The organism is Streptomyces cacaoi (assembly GCF_006539165.1).
Classification (GTDB): Bacteria; Actinomycetota; Actinomycetes; order Streptomycetales; family Streptomycetaceae; genus Streptomyces; species Streptomyces cacaoi.
This window is the reverse complement of sequence record NZ_BJMM01000002.1, coordinates 436,633-454,756: the sequence shown is the minus strand read 5'-3', so window position 1 is coordinate 454,756 and position 18,124 is coordinate 436,633. Positions and strand designations below refer to the sequence as shown.

The 18,124-nt window shown below is 73.0% G+C and carries 12 protein-coding genes and 1 pseudogene; 3 read left to right on the top strand and 10 right to left on the bottom strand.

Going from position 1 to position 18,124, the window contains the following annotated elements; all coding sequences use genetic code 11:
* Positions 1-3 precede the first annotated feature (3 nt).
* From SCA03_RS02365 to SCA03_RS02350, 4 genes are all read right to left on the bottom strand, one after another.
* Positions 4-2,472 (bottom strand): xanthine dehydrogenase family protein molybdopterin-binding subunit, encoded by a 2,469-nt coding sequence (locus SCA03_RS02365; protein WP_141275173.1) that lies wholly within the window; start codon positions 2,470-2,472, stop codon positions 4-6.
* Positions 2,469-3,029: a (2Fe-2S)-binding protein gene (locus tag SCA03_RS02360; protein WP_212767694.1), complete on the bottom strand. Its 561-nt coding sequence runs from the start codon at positions 3,027-3,029 to the stop codon at positions 2,469-2,471. Before SCA03_RS02360 ends, SCA03_RS02365 begins: the two co-directional genes overlap by 4 nt.
* Positions 3,011-3,877 (bottom strand): FAD binding domain-containing protein, encoded by an 867-nt coding sequence (locus tag SCA03_RS02355; protein ID WP_086815530.1) that lies wholly within the window; start codon positions 3,875-3,877, stop codon positions 3,011-3,013. Before SCA03_RS02355 ends, SCA03_RS02360 begins: the two co-directional genes overlap by 19 nt.
* A 545-nt stretch (positions 3,878-4,422) precedes the next feature.
* Entirely contained in the window at positions 4,423-4,842 is a 420-nt protein-coding gene (locus tag SCA03_RS02350; protein ID WP_030874996.1) for a MarR family winged helix-turn-helix transcriptional regulator, read from the bottom strand.
* Positions 4,843-4,913: 71 nt separating this feature from the next.
* On the opposite strand from SCA03_RS02350, the gene SCA03_RS36720 reads away from it, so the two are divergent.
* A complete protein-coding gene (locus SCA03_RS36720; protein ID WP_086815529.1) occupies positions 4,914-7,097 on the top strand; it encodes an FUSC family protein in 2,184 nt (727 codons plus the stop codon).
* A gap of 109 nt (positions 7,098-7,206) precedes the next feature.
* Here SCA03_RS36720 and SCA03_RS37140 read toward each other — a convergent pair.
* The 5 genes and pseudogenes from SCA03_RS37140 to SCA03_RS02320 form a co-directional block, all read right to left on the bottom strand.
* A pseudogene (locus SCA03_RS37140) lies at positions 7,207-7,299 on the bottom strand (carboxymuconolactone decarboxylase family protein); the annotation flags it as partial.
* Between the two features lie 34 nt (positions 7,300-7,333).
* On the bottom strand, positions 7,334-8,779 hold the full coding sequence (locus SCA03_RS02335; RefSeq protein WP_187767651.1) for an amino acid permease: 1,446 nt from the start codon (positions 8,777-8,779) through the stop codon (positions 7,334-7,336).
* Positions 8,780-8,916: 137 nt separating this feature from the next.
* Positions 8,917-9,750: a M55 family metallopeptidase gene (locus SCA03_RS02330; RefSeq protein WP_030875013.1), complete on the bottom strand. Its 834-nt coding sequence runs from the start codon at positions 9,748-9,750 to the stop codon at positions 8,917-8,919.
* The gene (locus SCA03_RS02325; protein WP_086817503.1) at positions 9,747-11,138 is read right to left on the bottom strand and encodes a type III PLP-dependent enzyme domain-containing protein; all 1,392 of its coding nucleotides are present in this window, start codon (positions 11,136-11,138) and stop codon (positions 9,747-9,749) included. Before SCA03_RS02325 ends, SCA03_RS02330 begins: the two co-directional genes overlap by 4 nt.
* Positions 11,139-11,365: 227 nt before the next feature.
* Positions 11,366-13,063 (bottom strand): PucR family transcriptional regulator, encoded by a 1,698-nt coding sequence (locus SCA03_RS02320; protein ID WP_086817501.1) that lies wholly within the window; start codon positions 13,061-13,063, stop codon positions 11,366-11,368.
* 650 nt (positions 13,064-13,713) lie between these two features.
* Between SCA03_RS02320 and SCA03_RS02315 the strand changes: the two genes are divergently transcribed.
* Entirely contained in the window at positions 13,714-14,613 is a 900-nt protein-coding gene (locus SCA03_RS02315; RefSeq protein WP_107429098.1) for a collagen-like domain-containing protein, read from the top strand.
* 1,082 nt (positions 14,614-15,695) lie between these two features.
* A complete protein-coding gene (locus SCA03_RS02310) occupies positions 15,696-16,529 on the top strand; it encodes a PIG-L family deacetylase (RefSeq protein WP_030875020.1) in 834 nt (277 codons plus the stop codon).
* Positions 16,530-16,915: 386 nt separating this feature from the next.
* Here the strand turns inward: SCA03_RS02310 and SCA03_RS02305 are convergent, their stop codons facing one another.
* On the bottom strand, positions 16,916-17,674 hold the full coding sequence (locus tag SCA03_RS02305) for an IclR family transcriptional regulator (RefSeq protein ID WP_030875023.1): 759 nt from the start codon (positions 17,672-17,674) through the stop codon (positions 16,916-16,918).
* Between the last annotated feature and the right edge of the window lie 450 nt (positions 17,675-18,124).

The window sequence follows — 18,124 nt, the reverse complement described above, 5'->3', positions numbered from 1 at the left end:
TGTTCAGACGGTGGCCGGTGCGGTGGTGCCGGTCGCCTCGCGCAGGAGGCCGCGGACGCGGTCGGGGGTGAGCGGGCCGCGCCGGACGACCACGCCGAACGGGGCGAGGGCGTCCTCCACGGCGTTGGCGATGGCCGCCTGCGGCGCGATGGCGCCGCCCTCGCCGAGCCCCTTGACCCCGAGTGCGTTAAGCGTGCTCGGTGTGGTGATCTCGGCCAGTTCCAGGTCGGGCACCTCGGCGGAGGTGGGGACCAGGTAGTCCATGTAGGTGGTGGTGACGGGCTGGCCGTCCGGGCCGTAGCGCATCTCCTCGTACAGGGCTCCGGCGATGCCCTGCGCGACGCCGCCGGCGATCTGGCCGTGTGCAATCACCGGGTTGACGATCCGCCCGGCGTCGTGGGCCATCGCACAGGTGTCGAGAGTGACCTCGCCGGTGGCGGTGTCCACATCGACGACGACCACGCCGGCCCCGCCGGCGAAGGTGAAGCCGGGCGGGTGGAAGTGGGCGGTTTCGCTCAGCTCGTGGCCCTCGGCGACGAGCTGGGCCAGTCCGGCCCGGACACCGGTCGGATGGTGCTCGACGGCATCCCCGTCCAGGGTCAACTCCGTTGCGGGCACGCCGAGTCGGGCGGAAGCGGCGGCCAGGATGCGCTCCCGCAGCCGCCGCCCGGCAAGATGGGTGGCGTTGCCCGCGGTGACCAGGGCTCGCGAGGCGATCGTGCCCACGCCGTACGGCACGGTGTCGGTGTCACCGCCGACCACCTCGACGGCGGAGAACGGGACGCCGATCGCGTCCGCGGCGATCTGCGCCATGCTGGTGCGGTGGCCCTGCCCCTGCGAGGGGGTGCCCAGGGCGATCCGCACCCGCCCGTCGGACAGGACGGAGGCGCGGGCCGACTCGAACGGGCCGAGCCCGGTGGCCTCCAGATAGACCGCGAAGCCGACACCGATCCGGTGGTCCGAGCCTGCTGCCGCGAGTGCGGCCTGCCGCTCGCGCACCGCGGGCAGATCGGCCATCTCCTCGGCACGGCGCAGCAGTTGGGGGAAGTCGCCGGAGTCGTACTCCTGCGGATTGCCGGACCGGTCCAGGAGGCCCGTGCGGTAGGGCAGTTCGCCGGGGGTGATCAGGTTGCGGGCGCGCAACGCGACCGGTTCCATGCCGAGTTCGCGGGCCAGCCGGTCCAGGGCCCGCTCCATGGCGAACACGGCCTCCGGGCGGCCGGCGCCGCGGTAGGGCGACGTGGGCGCGGTGTGGGTGAGCGCGGCCCTGACCCGGATGTCCACGTTCGGCACCCGGTAGGGGCCGAGCAGATGGACCACCGAGTTGTAGGGCACGACCAGTCCGGTGAAGGTGCCGGCGCCGAAGTTGACCACGAAGTCGTCGCGCAGCCCGCGGAGCGTTCCGTCCGCGTCGGCGGCGAGCGCGATCCGGTGCACCTGCTCGCGGGCGTGCGAGGCCGCGGTGAGGTTCTCGTTGCGGTCCTCCCGCCACAGCACGGGCACGCCCAACTGCCGTGCCGCGTACGGGACGAGGACCTCTTCGACGTAGATGATGCCCTTCTGGCCGAAGCCCCCGCCGACGTCCACCGCGACCACGTGCACCGCCTCGGCGGCCGTCCCCAGCGTCTGCGCGAGGTGGTCGCGCAGCCGGTGCGGCGTCTGGGTGTTGGACCACACCGTCAGCCGCCCGTCGTACGCGCCCGGCGCGGCTTGCACGGCGCGGGTCTCGATCGGGGAGGCGACATGGCGGTGGGCACGGAACTCCTCCTCGATCACCACGGCGGCGCCGGCGAAGGCGGCGTCCGGGTCCCCGACCGAGGTGGCGGCCTCCAGCGCCAGATTGTCGCCCCAGCTCTCCTCGATCAGTGGGGCGCCGGGGAGCAGCGCCTCGTCGGGGTCGACCACCACGGGCAGCGGGGTGTAGTCGACCTCGATCGCCTCCAGGGCGTCCTCCGCGAGGTACCTGCTCTCCGCGACCACCATGGCCACCGGCTGGCCGGAGAAGCGCACCCGGCCGTCGGCGAGCAGGGGGTGGGGCAGCGAGCGCACCAGCGGGTCCAGCTCCCGCCGGAGGGGTTCCGGGACCCGCAGTTCGGCCTCGTTGACCACCGGCGCGAGGCCGGCGATGTCGGCCGCGGTCCAGACGGCGCGCACGCCGGGCATGGCGCGCGCGGCGTCCGTCTCGATCCGGGTGATCCGGGCGTGCGCGTGCGGGCTGCGCAGGAACGCGGCCTCCAGGGTGCCGGGCAGCCGGATGTCGTCGACGTAGCGGCCGTGCCCGCGCAGCAGGCGTTCGTCCTCGACGCGCGGCAGGGCGCGCCCGATCCAGGGACCGTCCGCCGCCCGGCCGCCGGACGCGGCGCCGGTGTCCGAGGCACCGGTCCGCGGGGCGCCGGTCTGTCGAGTGCCGGTCTGTCGAGTGCCGGTCTGTCGAGTGCCGGTCTGCCGGGTGCCGGTCTGCGAGGTGTTCATTCCGCCTCCTGCGGGCCGAAGCTCTCGTCCAGCGCCTGGCGCACCGCGGCGCGGATGTTCTGGTAGCCGGTGCACCGGCACAGATGACCGCTCAGCTCGTCGGCCACCGTCTCCTCGTCCGGACGCTCGGCGCGCCCGGTCAGCGCGGTACAGGTCATCACGAAGCCGGGGGTGCAGAAGCCGCACTGCATGCCGTGCTGCTCGTGGAAGGCGCGCTGCACCGGCCCGAGCGGCTCGCCGTCCCCGGCGAGGCCCTCGACGGTGCGCACGTCCGCTCCGGCGGCCTGCACCGCGAGGGTGAGGCAGGAGCGCACGGGGACGCCGTCCATCAGCACCGTGCACGCCCCGCAGACGCCGTGCTCGCAGCCGACGTGCGTACCCGTGAGGCCGAGCCGCTGCCGCAGGAGATCGCTGAGCAGCAGCCGCGACTCGACCTGGGCGGCGACCGGTTCGCCGTTGACGGTGAGGGACACCTCGTGCCAGGCCGTGGGCTCGGGCAGCGGCGGCTGCTGCGCCCGGCGAGGGCCGGTGCCGACGTTCATGTCGTGCGCTCCCATGCTTCCGTGAGGGCCCGTGCGAGCAGGACCTCCGCCGCTTCCCGTCGCCACCGGGCACTGGCGTGCACGTCCCCGGGCGGGTCGAGGACGGCGCCCACCGCGCGGGCGGCGTCGGACCTCGACGCCGCGCCGAACTCCCGGCCGACAAGGGCCTGTTCGGCCTCCGGCACCCGCACCGGAGTGCCGCCGACGCCGCAGTAGACGAGACGCGCCGAGCCGACCGCGGCGCCGTCGGCCCGCAGCAGTACGGCGAGGCCGACGGCGGCGAAGTCGCCGCGCCGCTGGGCGAGTTCGCGGAAGGCCCAGCCCGTGCCGGCCCGGAGGGGCGGGACGACCGCCTCGGTGACGATCTCCTCCGGCTCCACATCGGTGGTGAAGGTGCCGCGGAAGAAGTCCCCGGCCGGCACGGTCCGGCTGCCGCCCGCCCGGGCCACGGTGAACCGCGCGTCCAACGCGAGTGCCACAGCGGGCAGTTCGGCGGCCGGGTCGTGGTGGACGAGGCTGCCGCAGACGGTGCCGCGGTTGCGGATCTGCGGATGTCCGATCCGCTCGACCGCCGCCGCGAGGAGCGGCCATCCGGCGCGGACCGCGGGGTCGGCGGCCACGGTGGACTGCCGCACCGAGGCACCGATCCGCAGCGCTCCGTCCGCGTCCACGCCCAGCCGGTCCAGCTCGGGGATGCGGGTGATGTCGACGAGCAACTCCGGGCGGGCCAGGCGCATGTTGAGCATCGGGATCAGCGACTGGCCGCCGGCGAGCACCTTGCCATCCCGCTCGGTGTCGGAGAGCAGCCGCAACGCCTCGGGCAGCGCCGCGGGGGCGATGTAGTCGAAGGGGCCCGGTTTCATTGCACCACCTGATCCTCCCGCGGGGCCGGCCAACCCCGGCAAAATAGTTAAGCACTAAGGAGTAAGGAACCTTAGACAGGAGACGCCGTACGCCGCGAAGCTGTCAACCCCCGGGCCGTGCACGACACGAAGGGACCGAGCACGCGGGACGTCCCCAACGCCCCCCCCCTCACCGCGACACCGACCACACCTCCGAGCGAACCCCCACCACGGCTCCAACCGGACCCTGACCACGACACCGACCGCGCCCCCACCACGACGCCGACCGGATCCTCACCGCGACACCGACCACGCCCCCACCACGGCTCCGGCCGGACCCTCACCCCGGCTCCACCGACCGGCCCACACCTCGGCACCGCCATGACCGGACCGCTGCCGCCCACCGACCGACGGCGGCACATCCGCTCGACCTCGCCCCGACAACCCGGCCGTTGCGCCCACCGACCCGGGGGCGGCAGCCTCACCCGGACCCACCCGGCGGCCCGCAGCCCACGGGCACCACCGATCGCCCCCGGTCGACGCCGGTCGACGCCGGTCGACGCCGGTTACAGCCGCTCCAGCAGCTCCCTGAGCTGTGCCATCTCCGTGGCGCTCAACGCCGAGAACTCCTCGGCGAGCACCCTGCCCACCGGGCCCTCGCAGCGCTCCACCAGCGCGCGCCCGGGTGCGCTGAGCCGGTGACGGTAGATCCGCCCGGGGCCCTCCGTCCGCTCCACCAGCCCGCCGTCCACGAGCCGGCGCAGCATGGCGCCCACCGACTGGTCCGTCTGCGCGGTGCGCACCGCCACCTCGTGCGACGAAGCGTCCGGCTGCTCGGCGATCGCCAGCAGCACCACGTACTGCGACATGGAGGTTCCGCACGGCTTCAGCGCCGCGTCGATCGCCTGATGTTTGCGCTGGTGGACCTCGCGCAGAAGCACCCCCGCCCGCCAGACGTCACTCGTTGCCACGTCGCTCTGCCCCATGCCAGCAGCCTAACCAGCTCCCCCGGCCCCCCTGTGTTAAGTTCCCCTAAGTAAGGCTCCTTAGTAACGAGGTGATCTCCCTGCCCGTCCGAGCCCGCCCCGGCATCCAGACCCCGCCGACGGCCCGGTTCTCGCTCCGCGGCGTGCTGGCCCTCAACCCCGGCCCGTGGCTGTGGGGCCAGGCGCTGCTGGTGGCCGGCTCCGGTGCGGCCGTCTTCCTCTGCGGGGTGTGGGCAGCCGGGCTCACCGCCGGACTGGCCGCCTTCGTCGGCAGCTGGAACGTGATGCTGGAGCAGCGCACCCCCGCGGCACACCGCCGACGGCTCGCCCCCGTCACCGGTGTCGCCCTGGTCCTGGCCGCCATGGCCGGGTTCACGCTCTCCGCCGTGCACGCCTCCCCCTGGGCGGTGATCGGCACGGGGGCGGCGCTCACCGCCGGCTGCTACTACCTGTGCCTGGTCCTCCGGGCCGCGCCGCCGGGCGGATTCCTCTACCTGCTCGCCTACTCCCTGTGCGGCGCCACCCCGGTGACCACCGGTCAACTGCCGGCCCTGCTCGGCTGGGCAGCCGCCGGAGCCGCCGCCGGCTGGCTGATCGCCCTCGCCGAGACCCTGGCGGTGGGGCGGGCCGCCGAACACCGGGCGGTGGCCCGCGCCTACCGCTCCCTCGCGGCGCTCATCGCCGCAACCGGCAGCGAGCGGGCCGAAGCCGCCCGCCACACCGCGGTCACCGACCTGGACGTGACCTGGCAGACCGTCCGCCGGGGAGCCACCGAGGCGATGCGGCGCAGCGGGGAGTGGCAGCGCCTGGCAGACCTCTGCCGGTACGCGGCCACCGCCGTCGCCGCCGCCGGAGCGCTGCCGCACACCACCGGGCGCACCGCGCTGGACGCCTGGCACGCCGCCGCCTCCACGACGGCACAGCGGCTGGAGCAGCAGGCCCGGCGCGGCCGGGGCCCGGCACCGGACGAGGGCCCGGACCCCGACCCGCCGCCCGCCTCCCGGCACCGCACTCCCACCGACGCGACGGCACGCCTGCACCGGGCGCTCGCCGACGCCCGACGGTCCTTCCGCACCACCGCGCCCGCCGGACACCGCCCCGCCGACTGCGCCCGGTACCCCTCGCTGCGGACGGCGTTGGCCGCCGGCCTCCGCAGGCGCTCCTTCGCCTGGCGGCACGCGACGCGGGCCGGCGGCGCGGTACTGGCGGCCGGGGTGCTCACCCACCTGTCCGGGCTGACCGAGCCGGGCTGGGCCATGATCGCGGCAGGCTCGGTACTGCTCGCGTCCGACGGCGTCGGTACGGTCAACCGGGCGGTGCAGCGCTGCCTGGGCACGCTGGTCGGGCTCGGCGCCACCGCGGCCGTGCTCGCCCTGCGCCCCGCCGAGGCCGTGGTGGTGCTGCTCGCCGCTGCCCTGGTCGGCCTGGCCCAGCCCTTCCTGGCGAAGAACTCGGCCCTCGCCATGGTGGTGCTCACCCCGGGCGTGCTGCCCCTGTCCTACAGCGGCTCCGGCCCCTATCTGCCCCTGCTCGACGACCGGCTGCTGACCACCGCACTCGGCTGCGCGGTCGCCGTCCTGACCGTGCCGGCGCTGTGGCGGCGCCCCGACGCGGCCCTGCTGCGCGCCCGGTTGGCCACCGCCGTACGCGCCCTGACCGCCGAAGCCTCCGGCCCGCACGCCGAGTACATCCGGCGGCGCACGGTGCTCACCGCGCTCCAGAACACCGGCAACGCCTTCCGCCAAGCGCTCGCCGACCTGCGGCCCTCGCAGGCCGCGCTCGCCCTGTGGCCCTCCTTCCTCGCCCTGCAAGAGCTCGGTTTCCACCTGGCCGCCCGGCCGCTGTCCACGACCGAACGGGACAGCGCCGCCCGGGCACTTCACGGCCTCGCCGAAGCGGCCGAACACGGCACCCCGCCCCGGTCCGGCGACCCGCTCCCCGCCGACTGGGCGACCCCGGACGCCCGGGACGCCTTCCGCCGGCTGCGCGCCGCACTGGGCGACGGGCTGCCGCTCCCGGCCGACGACCGCCTGATCCGGGGGCAGTTGCGCGGCCCCGAGGGCCACCCGCTGCCGCACACCCCGGTGACCCTGATCGATCCGAACGGCACCCAGGCGGACGTGGCCTACACCGACGCCCACGGCCGCTACGCCCTGCGCCCGGCCGGCACAGGGCGCCATCTGCTGATCGCCACGGCCGACGGCACCACGGCCCCGACCGCACACGCCGTACGGGTGCCCGTCCCCGGAGGATGAACGGTCCGCCGGGCAGCCACGCCCGGCCCGGCCCGCCCGCTGCTCCCCCGGCGACGCGGTCCCCCGCTTCGGGTCGGCGGTCTCCGCCCAGGACGCGGCGGGCCACAGCGAACGCGGAGCGCGCGGCCGGGACGCCGCGGTGGACGCCCGCCTGGAGGAGGGCGGCGGCGATCCCGTCCGGGGTGAGGCCGTTGCGGCGGGCGGCGCGGACCTGGGGGGCCGGTCCGCGCGGGGGGTCAGGTCGCGGAGACGGAGTGCGCTTCCCGGTCCGTGGTGGCGTCGTCCGCGTCGGGGGTGTCCGGGGCGGCGGCCGCTCGGCGGGGGCCGAAGGCGCGGCGTGCCGTGTAGGCGAGCAGGACCACGGCGAGGCTGCCGAGGCTGGTGAACAGCTGCGCCCGCTGGTCGTCGATCACGGCCATGGCCACCAGGACGGCGGCGAAGCCGGCCATCACCAGCCAGGTCAGATACGGGTGGAGCCACATGCGCAGGGTCAGACGCCCGGGGTCCTCGCGCTCCAGGCGTCGCCGCATCCTCAGCTGGGAGACACCGATCATCAGATACATGAAGATCGCGACCGCACCGGAGGAGTTGACGAGGAAGCTGAAGACCGTGTCCGGCGAGACGTAGGCCAGGATCACGGAGATCCATCCGACCGCGGTCCCGGCGAGGATGGCGCGGACCGGCACCTGGCGCTTGTTGGTCTTCACCGACCACTGGGGGGCGTCCCCGTGCGAGGCCAGCGCGAACAGCATGCGCGAGGAGACGTAGACCGAGGAGTTGAGCACGCTCAGCACGGCGGTGAGGATCACCACGTCCATCACCGTGCCCGCGCCCTTGAGGCCGATCGCGTTCCACGCCGCGACATAGGGGCTCGCGAGCACCTTCGCGCTGTCCCACGGAACGATCGTGACGACGAGGACGATGGAGCCGACGTAGAAGAGGATGATCCGCCAGATGATGCCGGTGGTCGCACGTGCCACGGAGCGCTGCGGCTCCTTGCTCTCGGCCGCGGCGATGGTGACGATCTCCGCGCCGCCGAAGGCGAAGATGACCACGACGATGGCCGAGAAGATCGCTGTCGTCCCGTTCGGCGCGAAGCCGCCGTGCGCGGTCAGATGGGAGAAGTCGAGGGAGCTGCCCGGCCAGACACCGAAGACGTGGAGCCCGCCGACGATCAGGAAGGCCACGATCGCGGCGACCTTGACGGAGGAGAACCAGAACTCGAACTCGCCGAAGGACTTCACCGAGAACAGGTTGGTGGCGGTCATCACGGCCATCAGGCCCATGGCGAGCACCCACAGCGGCACATCGATCCAGTTGTGCAGGATCGCGGCGCCCGCGACCGCTTCGACGGCCACGATGATGACGTAGTAGTACCAGTAGAGCCAGCCGATGGTGAACCCGGCCCAGGGGCCGATCGCGGTGCGCGCGTAGTCGGAGAAGGACCCCGTGGAGGGCCGTGCCACGACCATCTCCCCCAGCATGCGCATGGTGCACAGCACGAGTGCCCCGGCGAGGCAGTAGGAGATGATCGCGGCCGGCCCCGCGGTCTTGATCACCGATCCGCTGCCGACGAAGAGCCCCGCACCGATCGCACCGCCGATGGCGATCATCGACATGTGACGGTTGCGCAGTGAGCGGTTCAGTCGTGGTTGTTCTCTGTCCGGCGAGGTGGTGGACATGGGTACTCCTGAGAGGGCGGGGAGCGGCCGCGGGGCGTACCTCCGTGCGGTGCTCCGGGGGGGTGTTGGGCCCGCGGAACCGGGTCGGGCTCGGGCGAGCGGGTCGGGCGGGACCGAGGGGGACGGTGGCGGTCCCGTCAGGTCCAGTCGCCCTCGCGGCCGCCGCCGATCACCCAGGTCAGGGCGCGGAAGCGGCGGAGCGCCTCGCGGGCGTCCGGGCTCTCCAGACGCACACGGCGCGGGCCGGAGGCGGTCACTCCGGGAAGTGAGCAGGCACGTTCTGCCTGGTGAGGACTGTCGAGATCGATCTCCACGACGTGGCCCGCGGCCTCCGTCGCGGGGCGCGGGAGCGGTGCGCCGAGCGCCGCCGCGGCCTCCCGGCGGATCTCGGCCGAGGTGGCGGCGGGGGTGCGGCAGACCGCGGCGTGGCGGGAGATCGCCCTCTTCACGGCGACCGTGCGGCAGCCGGGTGCGTAGGCGGCGGCCTGGTGGCAGGTGGCGTCGTCGCCGGTCACCAGCACCACGGGGATCCCCGCCTCGGCGGCCACCAGGGCGTTGAGCGTTCCCTCGTCGGCGGGACGGCCGTCGATACGGACCCCGAGGATGCTGTGCGAGAGATACGTGTGCGCCAGAACGCCCTGTTCGCCCGCGCCCGTGTGGTAGCCGACGAAGGCCACGGCGTCGACACCGTCCTCCAGGCCCTGCATCATGCCGAGCGGCTTGTGGCGGCCGGTGATCAGCAGCGCGCGCGGATCCAGCTCCTCGATGAGCACGTTGTTCATGCCGCAGTGCGCGTCGTTGACGATCACCTCGTCCGCTCCGGCGTCCGCGAAGCCCGCGACCGCGGCGTTCACGTCCCCGGTGAGCAGGCGGCGGAAGCGCTGGTACTCCGGGGTCCCGGCGGCCACGTCGGTGGGCAGGACGGTACCCGTCGCGCCCTCCATGTCCGCGGAGATGAGCACCCGCTTCATGCGCTCACCTGCTCGTCCCGGCCCGGCGCGGCGTCCTCCGCGCCCGGGTCCTCGGCCAGTGCCAGCAGGGCCTCGGTGTGCGCGGCTCCGCTCTCCTCGACCACCTCGCGCAGGCTCTGCGCCGACCGGACGGGAGCGAACGCCACCCGTCCCCCGGCGTCCACGCGGTAGCCGTAAACGGCCGGCCGGGGAAGCGAGTTGTAGGAGAAGTGCGAGGAGAAGTAGTAGGCGCCGGTGTCGTACAGCGCGACGATGTCGCCCGGAGCGATCTCCGGCAGCTCGCGTCCGACGGCCGTCAGATCCCCCGCGAAGCAGCAGGGGCCCGCGATGTCCACGGTCCGCTGCGGCCCCTGCTTGGCCTCGCCCCGCGCGTCGAAGACACCGGCCCTCAACGGCCAGGCGTCCGGCATGAAGACGGTACGGGTGGCCACCTGGGCGCCGGCGTGGGTGACCGCGATGTCGCGTCCGCCGGCCGACTTGGTGTACTCGACGTGGGAGGCGATCGTGCCGCTCTTGGCGAGCAGCGAGCGGCCGAACTCGGTGACCAGGGTGTACCGGCCGTCGAACAGCCCGGGCGCGGCGGCACGCAGCTCCGCCACGTAGTCGGCGTAGCGGGGCCGGTCCTCGTCGGTGCCGAAGTCCACCGGCAGACCGCCCCCGATGTCCAGGCCGGTCACCTGGCGGCGCCCCAGGGTCTCGTTGATCTGCTCGGCCAACTCGTAGGCCGCCCGTACGCCCTGTGCGATGAGGGGCAGGGGACATCCCTGCGAACCCACGTGCGCATGCAGCCGGTTGAGCCAGGGCCGGGCGGCGAACGCCTCGACGACCGCCTCGACGGCTCCCGGGTCCCGGAGCGCGACACCGAACTTGGAGGTGGCGGTCGCGGTGCTCATGGCACCGATGGCTCCCGCGCCGACCTGCGGATTGACCCGCAGCCCGACGGGACCGGCGGCGTCCCGGCCGTCCAGCAGACGATCGACCCGGGCGAGTTCCTGGAAGTTGTCCAGGTTGACGGCGATGCCGTGGTCGAGCGCGAACTCCAGTTCCTCCACGGTCTTCGCGGGGCTGTCGAAGACGAGCTGGTCGTGGCCGAAGCCCGCGGCGAGCGCCTGCTGGAGTTCGCCGGGCGAGGCCACCTCGCACCCCATTCCGGCCCGTGCGAGCAGCCGCAGCACGGGGACGAGGCCGCACGCCTTGGCCGCGAACGTGTGCTGCACCGTCGCGGGCCCCTCGAACGCCTGGTGCAGATCGGCGACGGCGGACCGCACCCCGTCCACGTCCAGGAGGCCGATCACCGGCGCGTGCGGGCCGAGCAGATTTTCGGCGACGGCGGCCTTCAGCGCCGCCTCACGGGCCGTTCGCCGTCGCTCGGCCAGACCGGAAGTCACGTGCACCACACCTCGATACCTACGTCGGAAGAGACACGACCCGCCCTGTGCCTGTGCCGCCGCCGGACGTCTCCGAGGGAGCCGGCCCGGGCGGCGGACGCGAGTCGCCATGACAGTTTCGACGGAGACGAAGGACACGTCTTCAGCCCGGACGACCATCTCGGAGCTGCCCGGATGTGCGCCCCGACAAGAAAACGATCTTGAAGCGGGATCTGCCTCCGCCCCGGTCACGGCTTGTGGCGGGCGAGCCGCAGTCCGAGGTCCGCCAGCAACCGGCCGTCGGGGTCGCCGAGATCGACGCCGAACAGTTCGCGGGCCCGGCGGAGCCGGTAGCGCAGCGTGTTGGGATGGACGTTGAGACGCGCCGCGGCCTTCGCGGTGTCGCCGAACGCGTGCAGATAGGCCGCGGCCGACGCGCCGTACTGCGAACCGTGCGCCCGGTCGTGCGCGACCATGTCGTGCACGGGGCCCGCCAAGACCCGCCACAGCGGCTCCAGATGATCCATGACGCGCAGCAGCGCCGCCTGGGAGACGACCTCCCCGTGCAGCGCCCACGCCGACTCCCGCGCAGCCGCCGGTCCCGCCGACGCGCGCTGCCGCAGGACCCGCACCACGAGTTCGGCCGCCTCCCGGGAAGCGGGCAGACCGGTCGGATCCCCGGCCGCCGGGCCCATCCCCGCGAAGACCACGGTGCGCGGCACCGAACGCGCCGTCGCCACCAGTCGCCGCACCGGCTCGGCAGGGTCCTCCGCGTCCTCCGCCGCGGGAACCAGGACGAAGAGACGCCGGCCCGAGCGCGCCGTCACACATCCCGGCCGGTGGGCGGCGGCTTGCAGCGCCAGCACGTCCAGCACGCGCTGCTCGGCCGTGTCGACGGGCGAAGCGGGAGCGCCGCCGCCCGCGCCCCGGACCGCGGCGTCCAGCGTCCCGGTGTCATGGGCCTCCGCCACCACCACCGCGTAGGACCGGTCGGGCGCCAGGCCGAGGATCTGCGCCGCCTGCTCGACGTCGGCCTCCCCCGCCAGCAGCGTCCGCACGGCCTCCTCCTGTCTCCGCGCCGCCTCCCGGCCCCACTCCCTGTGGTGGACCAGGTGCGGCACGGCGGCGCGCGCCGCCGTGCGCAACGCCGCCTCCGACTCCTCGGAGAGCGCGGCCCCGTCGGCGGCTGCCCAGATCGAACCGAGGACCTCGCCCCCGTGCCGCACCGCGACGGCCAGGCGCTCGGCGTACGGGCCCTCGGCGGGCCGCCGGACCACGCCCTCGGCACTCCACAGGGCGCGGAAGAAGCCGCTCTCGCGCAGCTCCTCGACGCGCCAGCGCGGAACCTGCTGGCCCAGGATGGTGAGCCTGCGCATCGGGTCGGGTTCGCGGTCCATCCGGGAGTACGCCAGAACCCGCGACTGCGGATCCTCGATGGTGATCGCACCGCCCACCAGGTCCGCCACCGTGTTGGCCAGCCCCGACAGATCGCCGAGCCGCAGCCCGTCCACGGCCTGCGAGCCGGTCCCGGTGCTCTGCGCCAGGGCGGTCCGCAGCCGGCCCAGCACATCGGTCCAGCCGATCCCCGCCCCTCGGGTCAGCAACGCGGTACGCCCCCGCGCGGCCACTTCCGCCAGCGCCGGGCGCACACCCTGCGCGCCGCACCGCATGACCACCGCGGCCGCCCCCGCGCGGTCGGCCGCGCGTACCGCCTCCTCGGCCTCCGGCGAGGTGGCCTCCAGGCCGACCGCGAGCAGTATCAGCCCCGAAGCCTCCCCGGGACCGCCGAGCGCGTCCCCGGGATCGTGCAGCACCACATCGGTCACCGGCACATCGGTGCCACGGGGCGCGACGGCCACATCGAGAACGCCGGAACCGGCCTGCCGCAGCACCTGTGACAGCGTGGGCCCGGCGGCGGCCGGGGAGCCCGATGTGCTCGTATTCATCCGGCCATCATGGCGCGTTTCCGCCCCCCAGGCCATGCCGGCCAGGCACGCTCCGCACCCGCTCCGGGTTCCCCGCCACTTTCCCGGCACTTTCCCGGCATTTCCTCGGCATGCCCCCCGGCACAAGGAACTCACAAGCTCTTCCCCGCCTCATCATTCACCCGGCAGAAAGAAGAATTCCGAATTCCGCACCGACACGGAAGCGCCGCTCGCACCGCAGAGTTTCCTGAGAACATCCCCGGGGGAAAGCTCCTCTGGAAAGACAGCCGTGCGTCTCCTTGTGCGGGATGGTTTACGCAGAGCCACGTCACACACATGGCACGGGAACAACAGACCAGTTGAGATGAACACGCCTTCCCCCGATTCACCTTGTCGGGCGTAATCACGGAAAAGCGGCTTCCACGGACACCCGGTGGGTAGATCCCCGGCACAGAGTCGGACGATATTCACCGTCGGCGCCAGCACGACCGTGGCGCCAGTGTTTCATTGAGCCCCGGATTGCGCTCGGGGGAATGAATAATTCCGGTTGCCTTCGATTCCACGGGCCTACGACGGTCGACTTTGCGAACAATTCTTCCCCATGGTGAAGATGGATGCGCAATGAGCACCGTCACCACCCATACTTCCCGGGCGCTTTCGAAGGAGGAGGTATGGCCACGCCGATCACCACGAGTTCCTCGGTCTTCGTTCTCTTCGGAGACGCACTGCTCCCGGGTGTCACCACCCAGATCATCGTGTTCTGGCCCGGACCGTGCGGCGGGGAAACGGTCGAGTACAGCAGCCAGATCTGCCCCGGCGGATCCGGCACGTGGCACGCCCTCACATCTGTGTGCGGAACCTCTTACTGGGTGGGCGACTTCACGCTCCTCCCCGACGCCCCCTTCGGCGAGGCCACCGTCGCGCTCAGGAAGTATGTCGACTGCGATTGGGCGACCGAGACCCTGTCGGTCACCATCAGGGAACCGGCCAGGGGCGAAAAGGGAGAGAAGGGCGAGAAGGGAGACATCGGCCCCCGCGGAAGGCAGGGAGACAGGGGAGCCGAGGGCGAAAAGGGGGACAAGGGAGACCGGGGCGACCCCGGGCCGCGAGGAGAAAAAGGCGACAAGGGAGATCCCGGACCTCAGGGCGAGCGGGGATGCAGGGGTGACCCCGGCAGGGACGGAGAGCAGGGCGAGCGGGGAGAGAAGGGCGAGCCAGGCCCCCGGGGAAAGAAAGGCGACAAGGGCAACAAGGGTGAGCCGGGAAGGCAGGGCGAAAAAGGAGACAAGGGGGAACAGGGCGACCCGGGGCCGCGTGGCGAACAAGGGAAGCAGGGACCCCAAGGCATTCCCGGTCCTCCTGGCTGCGACGGGGAGCCGGGCGACAGGGGAGAAAAGGGTGACCCCGGACCGCGAGGTGAACCCGGCAAAAAGGGTGAGAAGGGCGATCCCGGGCCCCGGGGTGATCGCGGAGAAAAGGGAGAAAAGGGCGACCCTCCTGATTGGGAAGCCATCGAGGCCATGGTCTGCACCATCGTTAAGCGCATGTTCGACAGATTGGAATGCTCCTGAGTCCGGCGAGACCTCCGCGTTCTGGTGGAGACCGGGCCGAGGCTGTCCGACGGCGGCGCCCGCGGGGTCCGCAGCCGTGCGGCGCCCCCTGTCCACCCACGGCGGACTCGTGCGCCGCGACCCAGCAGCGCGAGGCACCGCCCTGGACCGCCTCGGCCCGCCCACCGGACTCCGCCGCAGCAGCCGTGCCCGCACCACCGCCCGCACCACCGACGGCCACGGCGACGACGCCTCCGCCGCCGTAGGTGATGACGTGCTCGTCGCCGTGCGCCCGGTGCATCGCCGTGCGCCCGGCGCGGGCCGCGGGTTCCCCAGGGCGCACGTGCGCCGTGCCGCGCGTTCGCCGGGCGGAGGCGGCGGCTCGGGCGGTTCGGGTAGCTCGGGCAGCCCGACGCGTCAGCCGTCACAGCTGCTCGTCGAGGCCGGGAATTCTTCGGGCGCCCCCGTGAACCGGGCCGCCGTCGCCGTAACTGCCCGGCGGGCCTCCCACTGCCTGCCGGACAGTACGGCGACGGCCTTCGGCAGCGCACGGGAGCCGGAATGCGCCCGCGCGCCCGGGAGTTCGGCACAGCGGGCAGCCCGGTACGCCGGGTCGCGGGACAGCTCGGGCTGCGGGGACAGGTCGGTGGGCCGACGGCGGATCGACTGCTCGGGGGTGCGCCACTGCGGCGCCCCCGCAGGTCCGACCGCCGACCAGTGGGAGGGTCTTCGTCGCCGACCTCGCAGCATGACTGACTGCTGCACACCGTGCAGAACCGGGCCGCGCCGCACGTGGTGGTGCGGCTGTGCGATGGTGCCGCTCGTGTATCGCCGGAGCGGCAGCGCGCGACCGCGAATCCGAGGACGGTCGGGCTGCGGTCCGCCTCGTCGTCACACCGATGTCCGGAAGGCCGAGGGCCGCGCCGGGAACATCCGGTCCGCCCGACACGGTTGCATCCACTGAAGGGCCGGCACAGCGGGCGGGAACAGGGCGGCCACCAGGTCGTTCGCCCCTCCCCCGGCATCCGGCCCCGGCCCCCGGGACCGCGGTACGCCCGCCGCGCACTCGGAACACGACGCATTCCTGCGAGAGGACTTTTTTCATGACCGACCGTCCCTTGACGCTCATGGCGGTGCACGCCCACCCCGACGACGAGGCCACCAGCACCGGGGGCATCCTCGCGCGGTACGCGGCCGAAGGCATCCGCACGGTTCTTGTGACGTGTACCGACGGCGGTTGCGGTGACGGACCGGAGGGGGTCAAACCGGGCGAGCCCGGGCACGATCCGTCGGCCGTCGCCGCGATGCGCCGTCAAGAGCTCCAGGCGAGCTGCGACGTCCTGAAGATCAGCCACCTGGAGACGCTGGACTATGCCGATTCCGGGATGATCGGCTGGCCGAGCAACGACGCCCCGGGCTCCTTCTGGCAGAGCCCCGTCGAGGAAGGCGCCGCCCGGCTCGCGGAACTCATGCGGCACTACCGGCCCGACGTGGTCGTCACCTATGACGAGAACGGCTTCTACGGCCACCCCGACCACATCCAGGCCCACCGCATCACGATGGCGGCGCTGGAGATGATCACGCTGACGCCGAAGGTGTACTGGACGACGATGCCCCGCTCGATGATGCAGCAGTTCGGGGAGACGGTGCGCGAGTTCGGTGAGGACATGCCGGAGCCGGATCCTGCCGAGGCCGCCGCGCTGGCCGAACTCGGCCTGCCCGACGACGAGATCACCACCTGGGTGGACACCACGCCGTTCAGCGACCAGAAGTTCGACTCTCTGGCCGCGCACGCCAGTCAGGGCGAGAACATCTTCTTTCTCAAGATGGGCAAGGAACGCTTCGGCAAGTTGATGGGCATGGAGACCTTCGTCCGCGTCCGGGACACCACGGACGCGCCCGTACCCGAGAACGATCTCTTCGCCGGACTGCGCTGATCCGTCCGTCCGGCGAGGGCTTGGAAAGCGATGAACGGTGAACGGAGCCCTCGACGATCCCACCGGGCAACAGTGATGTCCCCCTGACGCCCGTCACATGTCCCGTCCCGCGCCCTCGACCGAGGCGCAGGGCGGGACAGCTGCCCGAACTGCGCTCCTACGGTGCGGCGCATGAGGGACGAATCGCTCCTCGCATGCGCGGATCCGCGCCACCTGGTCCCTGCGCCTCGCTCCTTCGCACCGTGCCCTGCTCCACGCGCCCTCGTATCCGGTGTCAGGGCCTGGACAGTGACCCGTCCGACTCCGTCAGCCTCGCCCCGGGCACCGTCACGGCGTCGCGCCCGCGGCCGCGGGGTCCCGCCGAAGCACTAGGCCCCGGTCCCGGGTCAGCCGAGGCGTGCGCCGAGTTCGGTGGCGGCGGCGGTGACGGCGTCACCGAGGAGGTCGAGTTTGGTGTCGGCCCGCCTCGACGGGCCGGAGACGGACAGCGCACCGCAGGCCATGCCCTGCTGGTTCCGTACCGCGGCGGCCACCGCGTAGAGGTCCGGTTCGCTCTCCTCCCTGTTGGTGGCGTAGCCGGTCTCCCGGACCTTCTCCAGTTCGGCCTCCAGCGCCCGGCGGGTGCTGACCGCGTGCTCGGTTCCGCCTCGCAGGCGGGTGCCCGGATAGCGGCGCCGCAGCTCGTCCCGGGAGAGTTCGGCGAGCAGAACCTTCCCCGCGGCAGAGGTGTGCGCGGGGCCTCGCTGCCCGGTGCGGAGCCCGGCACGGATCACCTGCTGGCTCTCCACCCCTTCGATGAAGACGATCTCCGTGCCTTCCAGCACGAGCAGATGCGCGGTCTCGGAGGTGTCTTCGGCCAGCCTTTCCAGCAGGAGACGCGCTTCGTCGCGGAGGGAGACCGCCCCCATCACGGCGATGCCGAGCCTGGCCAGCGCGGGCCCGGGCCCGTAGCCCTTGGTCCGGGCGTCCTGGCGGAGCAGGTCGCGGGCTTGCAGGGTGGTCAGCATCCGGTGCGCGGTCGACCTGGCCACCCCCAGTTCGGCGGACACGTCGGCGACCCGCAACACCGGCCTGTCCACCAGCATCAGCAGGATCCGCGCCGCGTTGTCGATCGATTCCACCGGGTAGGCGGCCGACACTGCCACAACCCCTCCCTCTCGCCGTCTCCACTGCGGCAGTTCTGATGATGGAACTGCATTTCGCAGGTCAGAATAGCCGCAGCCCCGCCTCCCGCTCTCCCGGCGATCGCACGGATCAGCCCGCGGCCGGTGGGCGGTGCGTCACACCGCCGCCGTGGCACCGGAAGCCGTCGCCGGGCACGTCCCCGAAGGCGCGGGCGCCTTCCGGCAGGCCGGTCACGCCGCGATCGCCGTTCCCCCGATGTACCGCACAGCTCTCCCGTTCTGCTGAGCAGAGCAGCAGCCGTCCAGCAGAACTGATCGATTGACGGGGTACCGGGACCGGACTACGGTGCAGAACGCGATCTGCGGTGCAGAACACTGTCCCGGGAGGAGTGGCGTACCGGGCTCGCCCCGCTCCGTCGCGGCACTCGGCCATGCGGGCCTGCGCTGTCACGGCGCGAACCGGCAACCGGC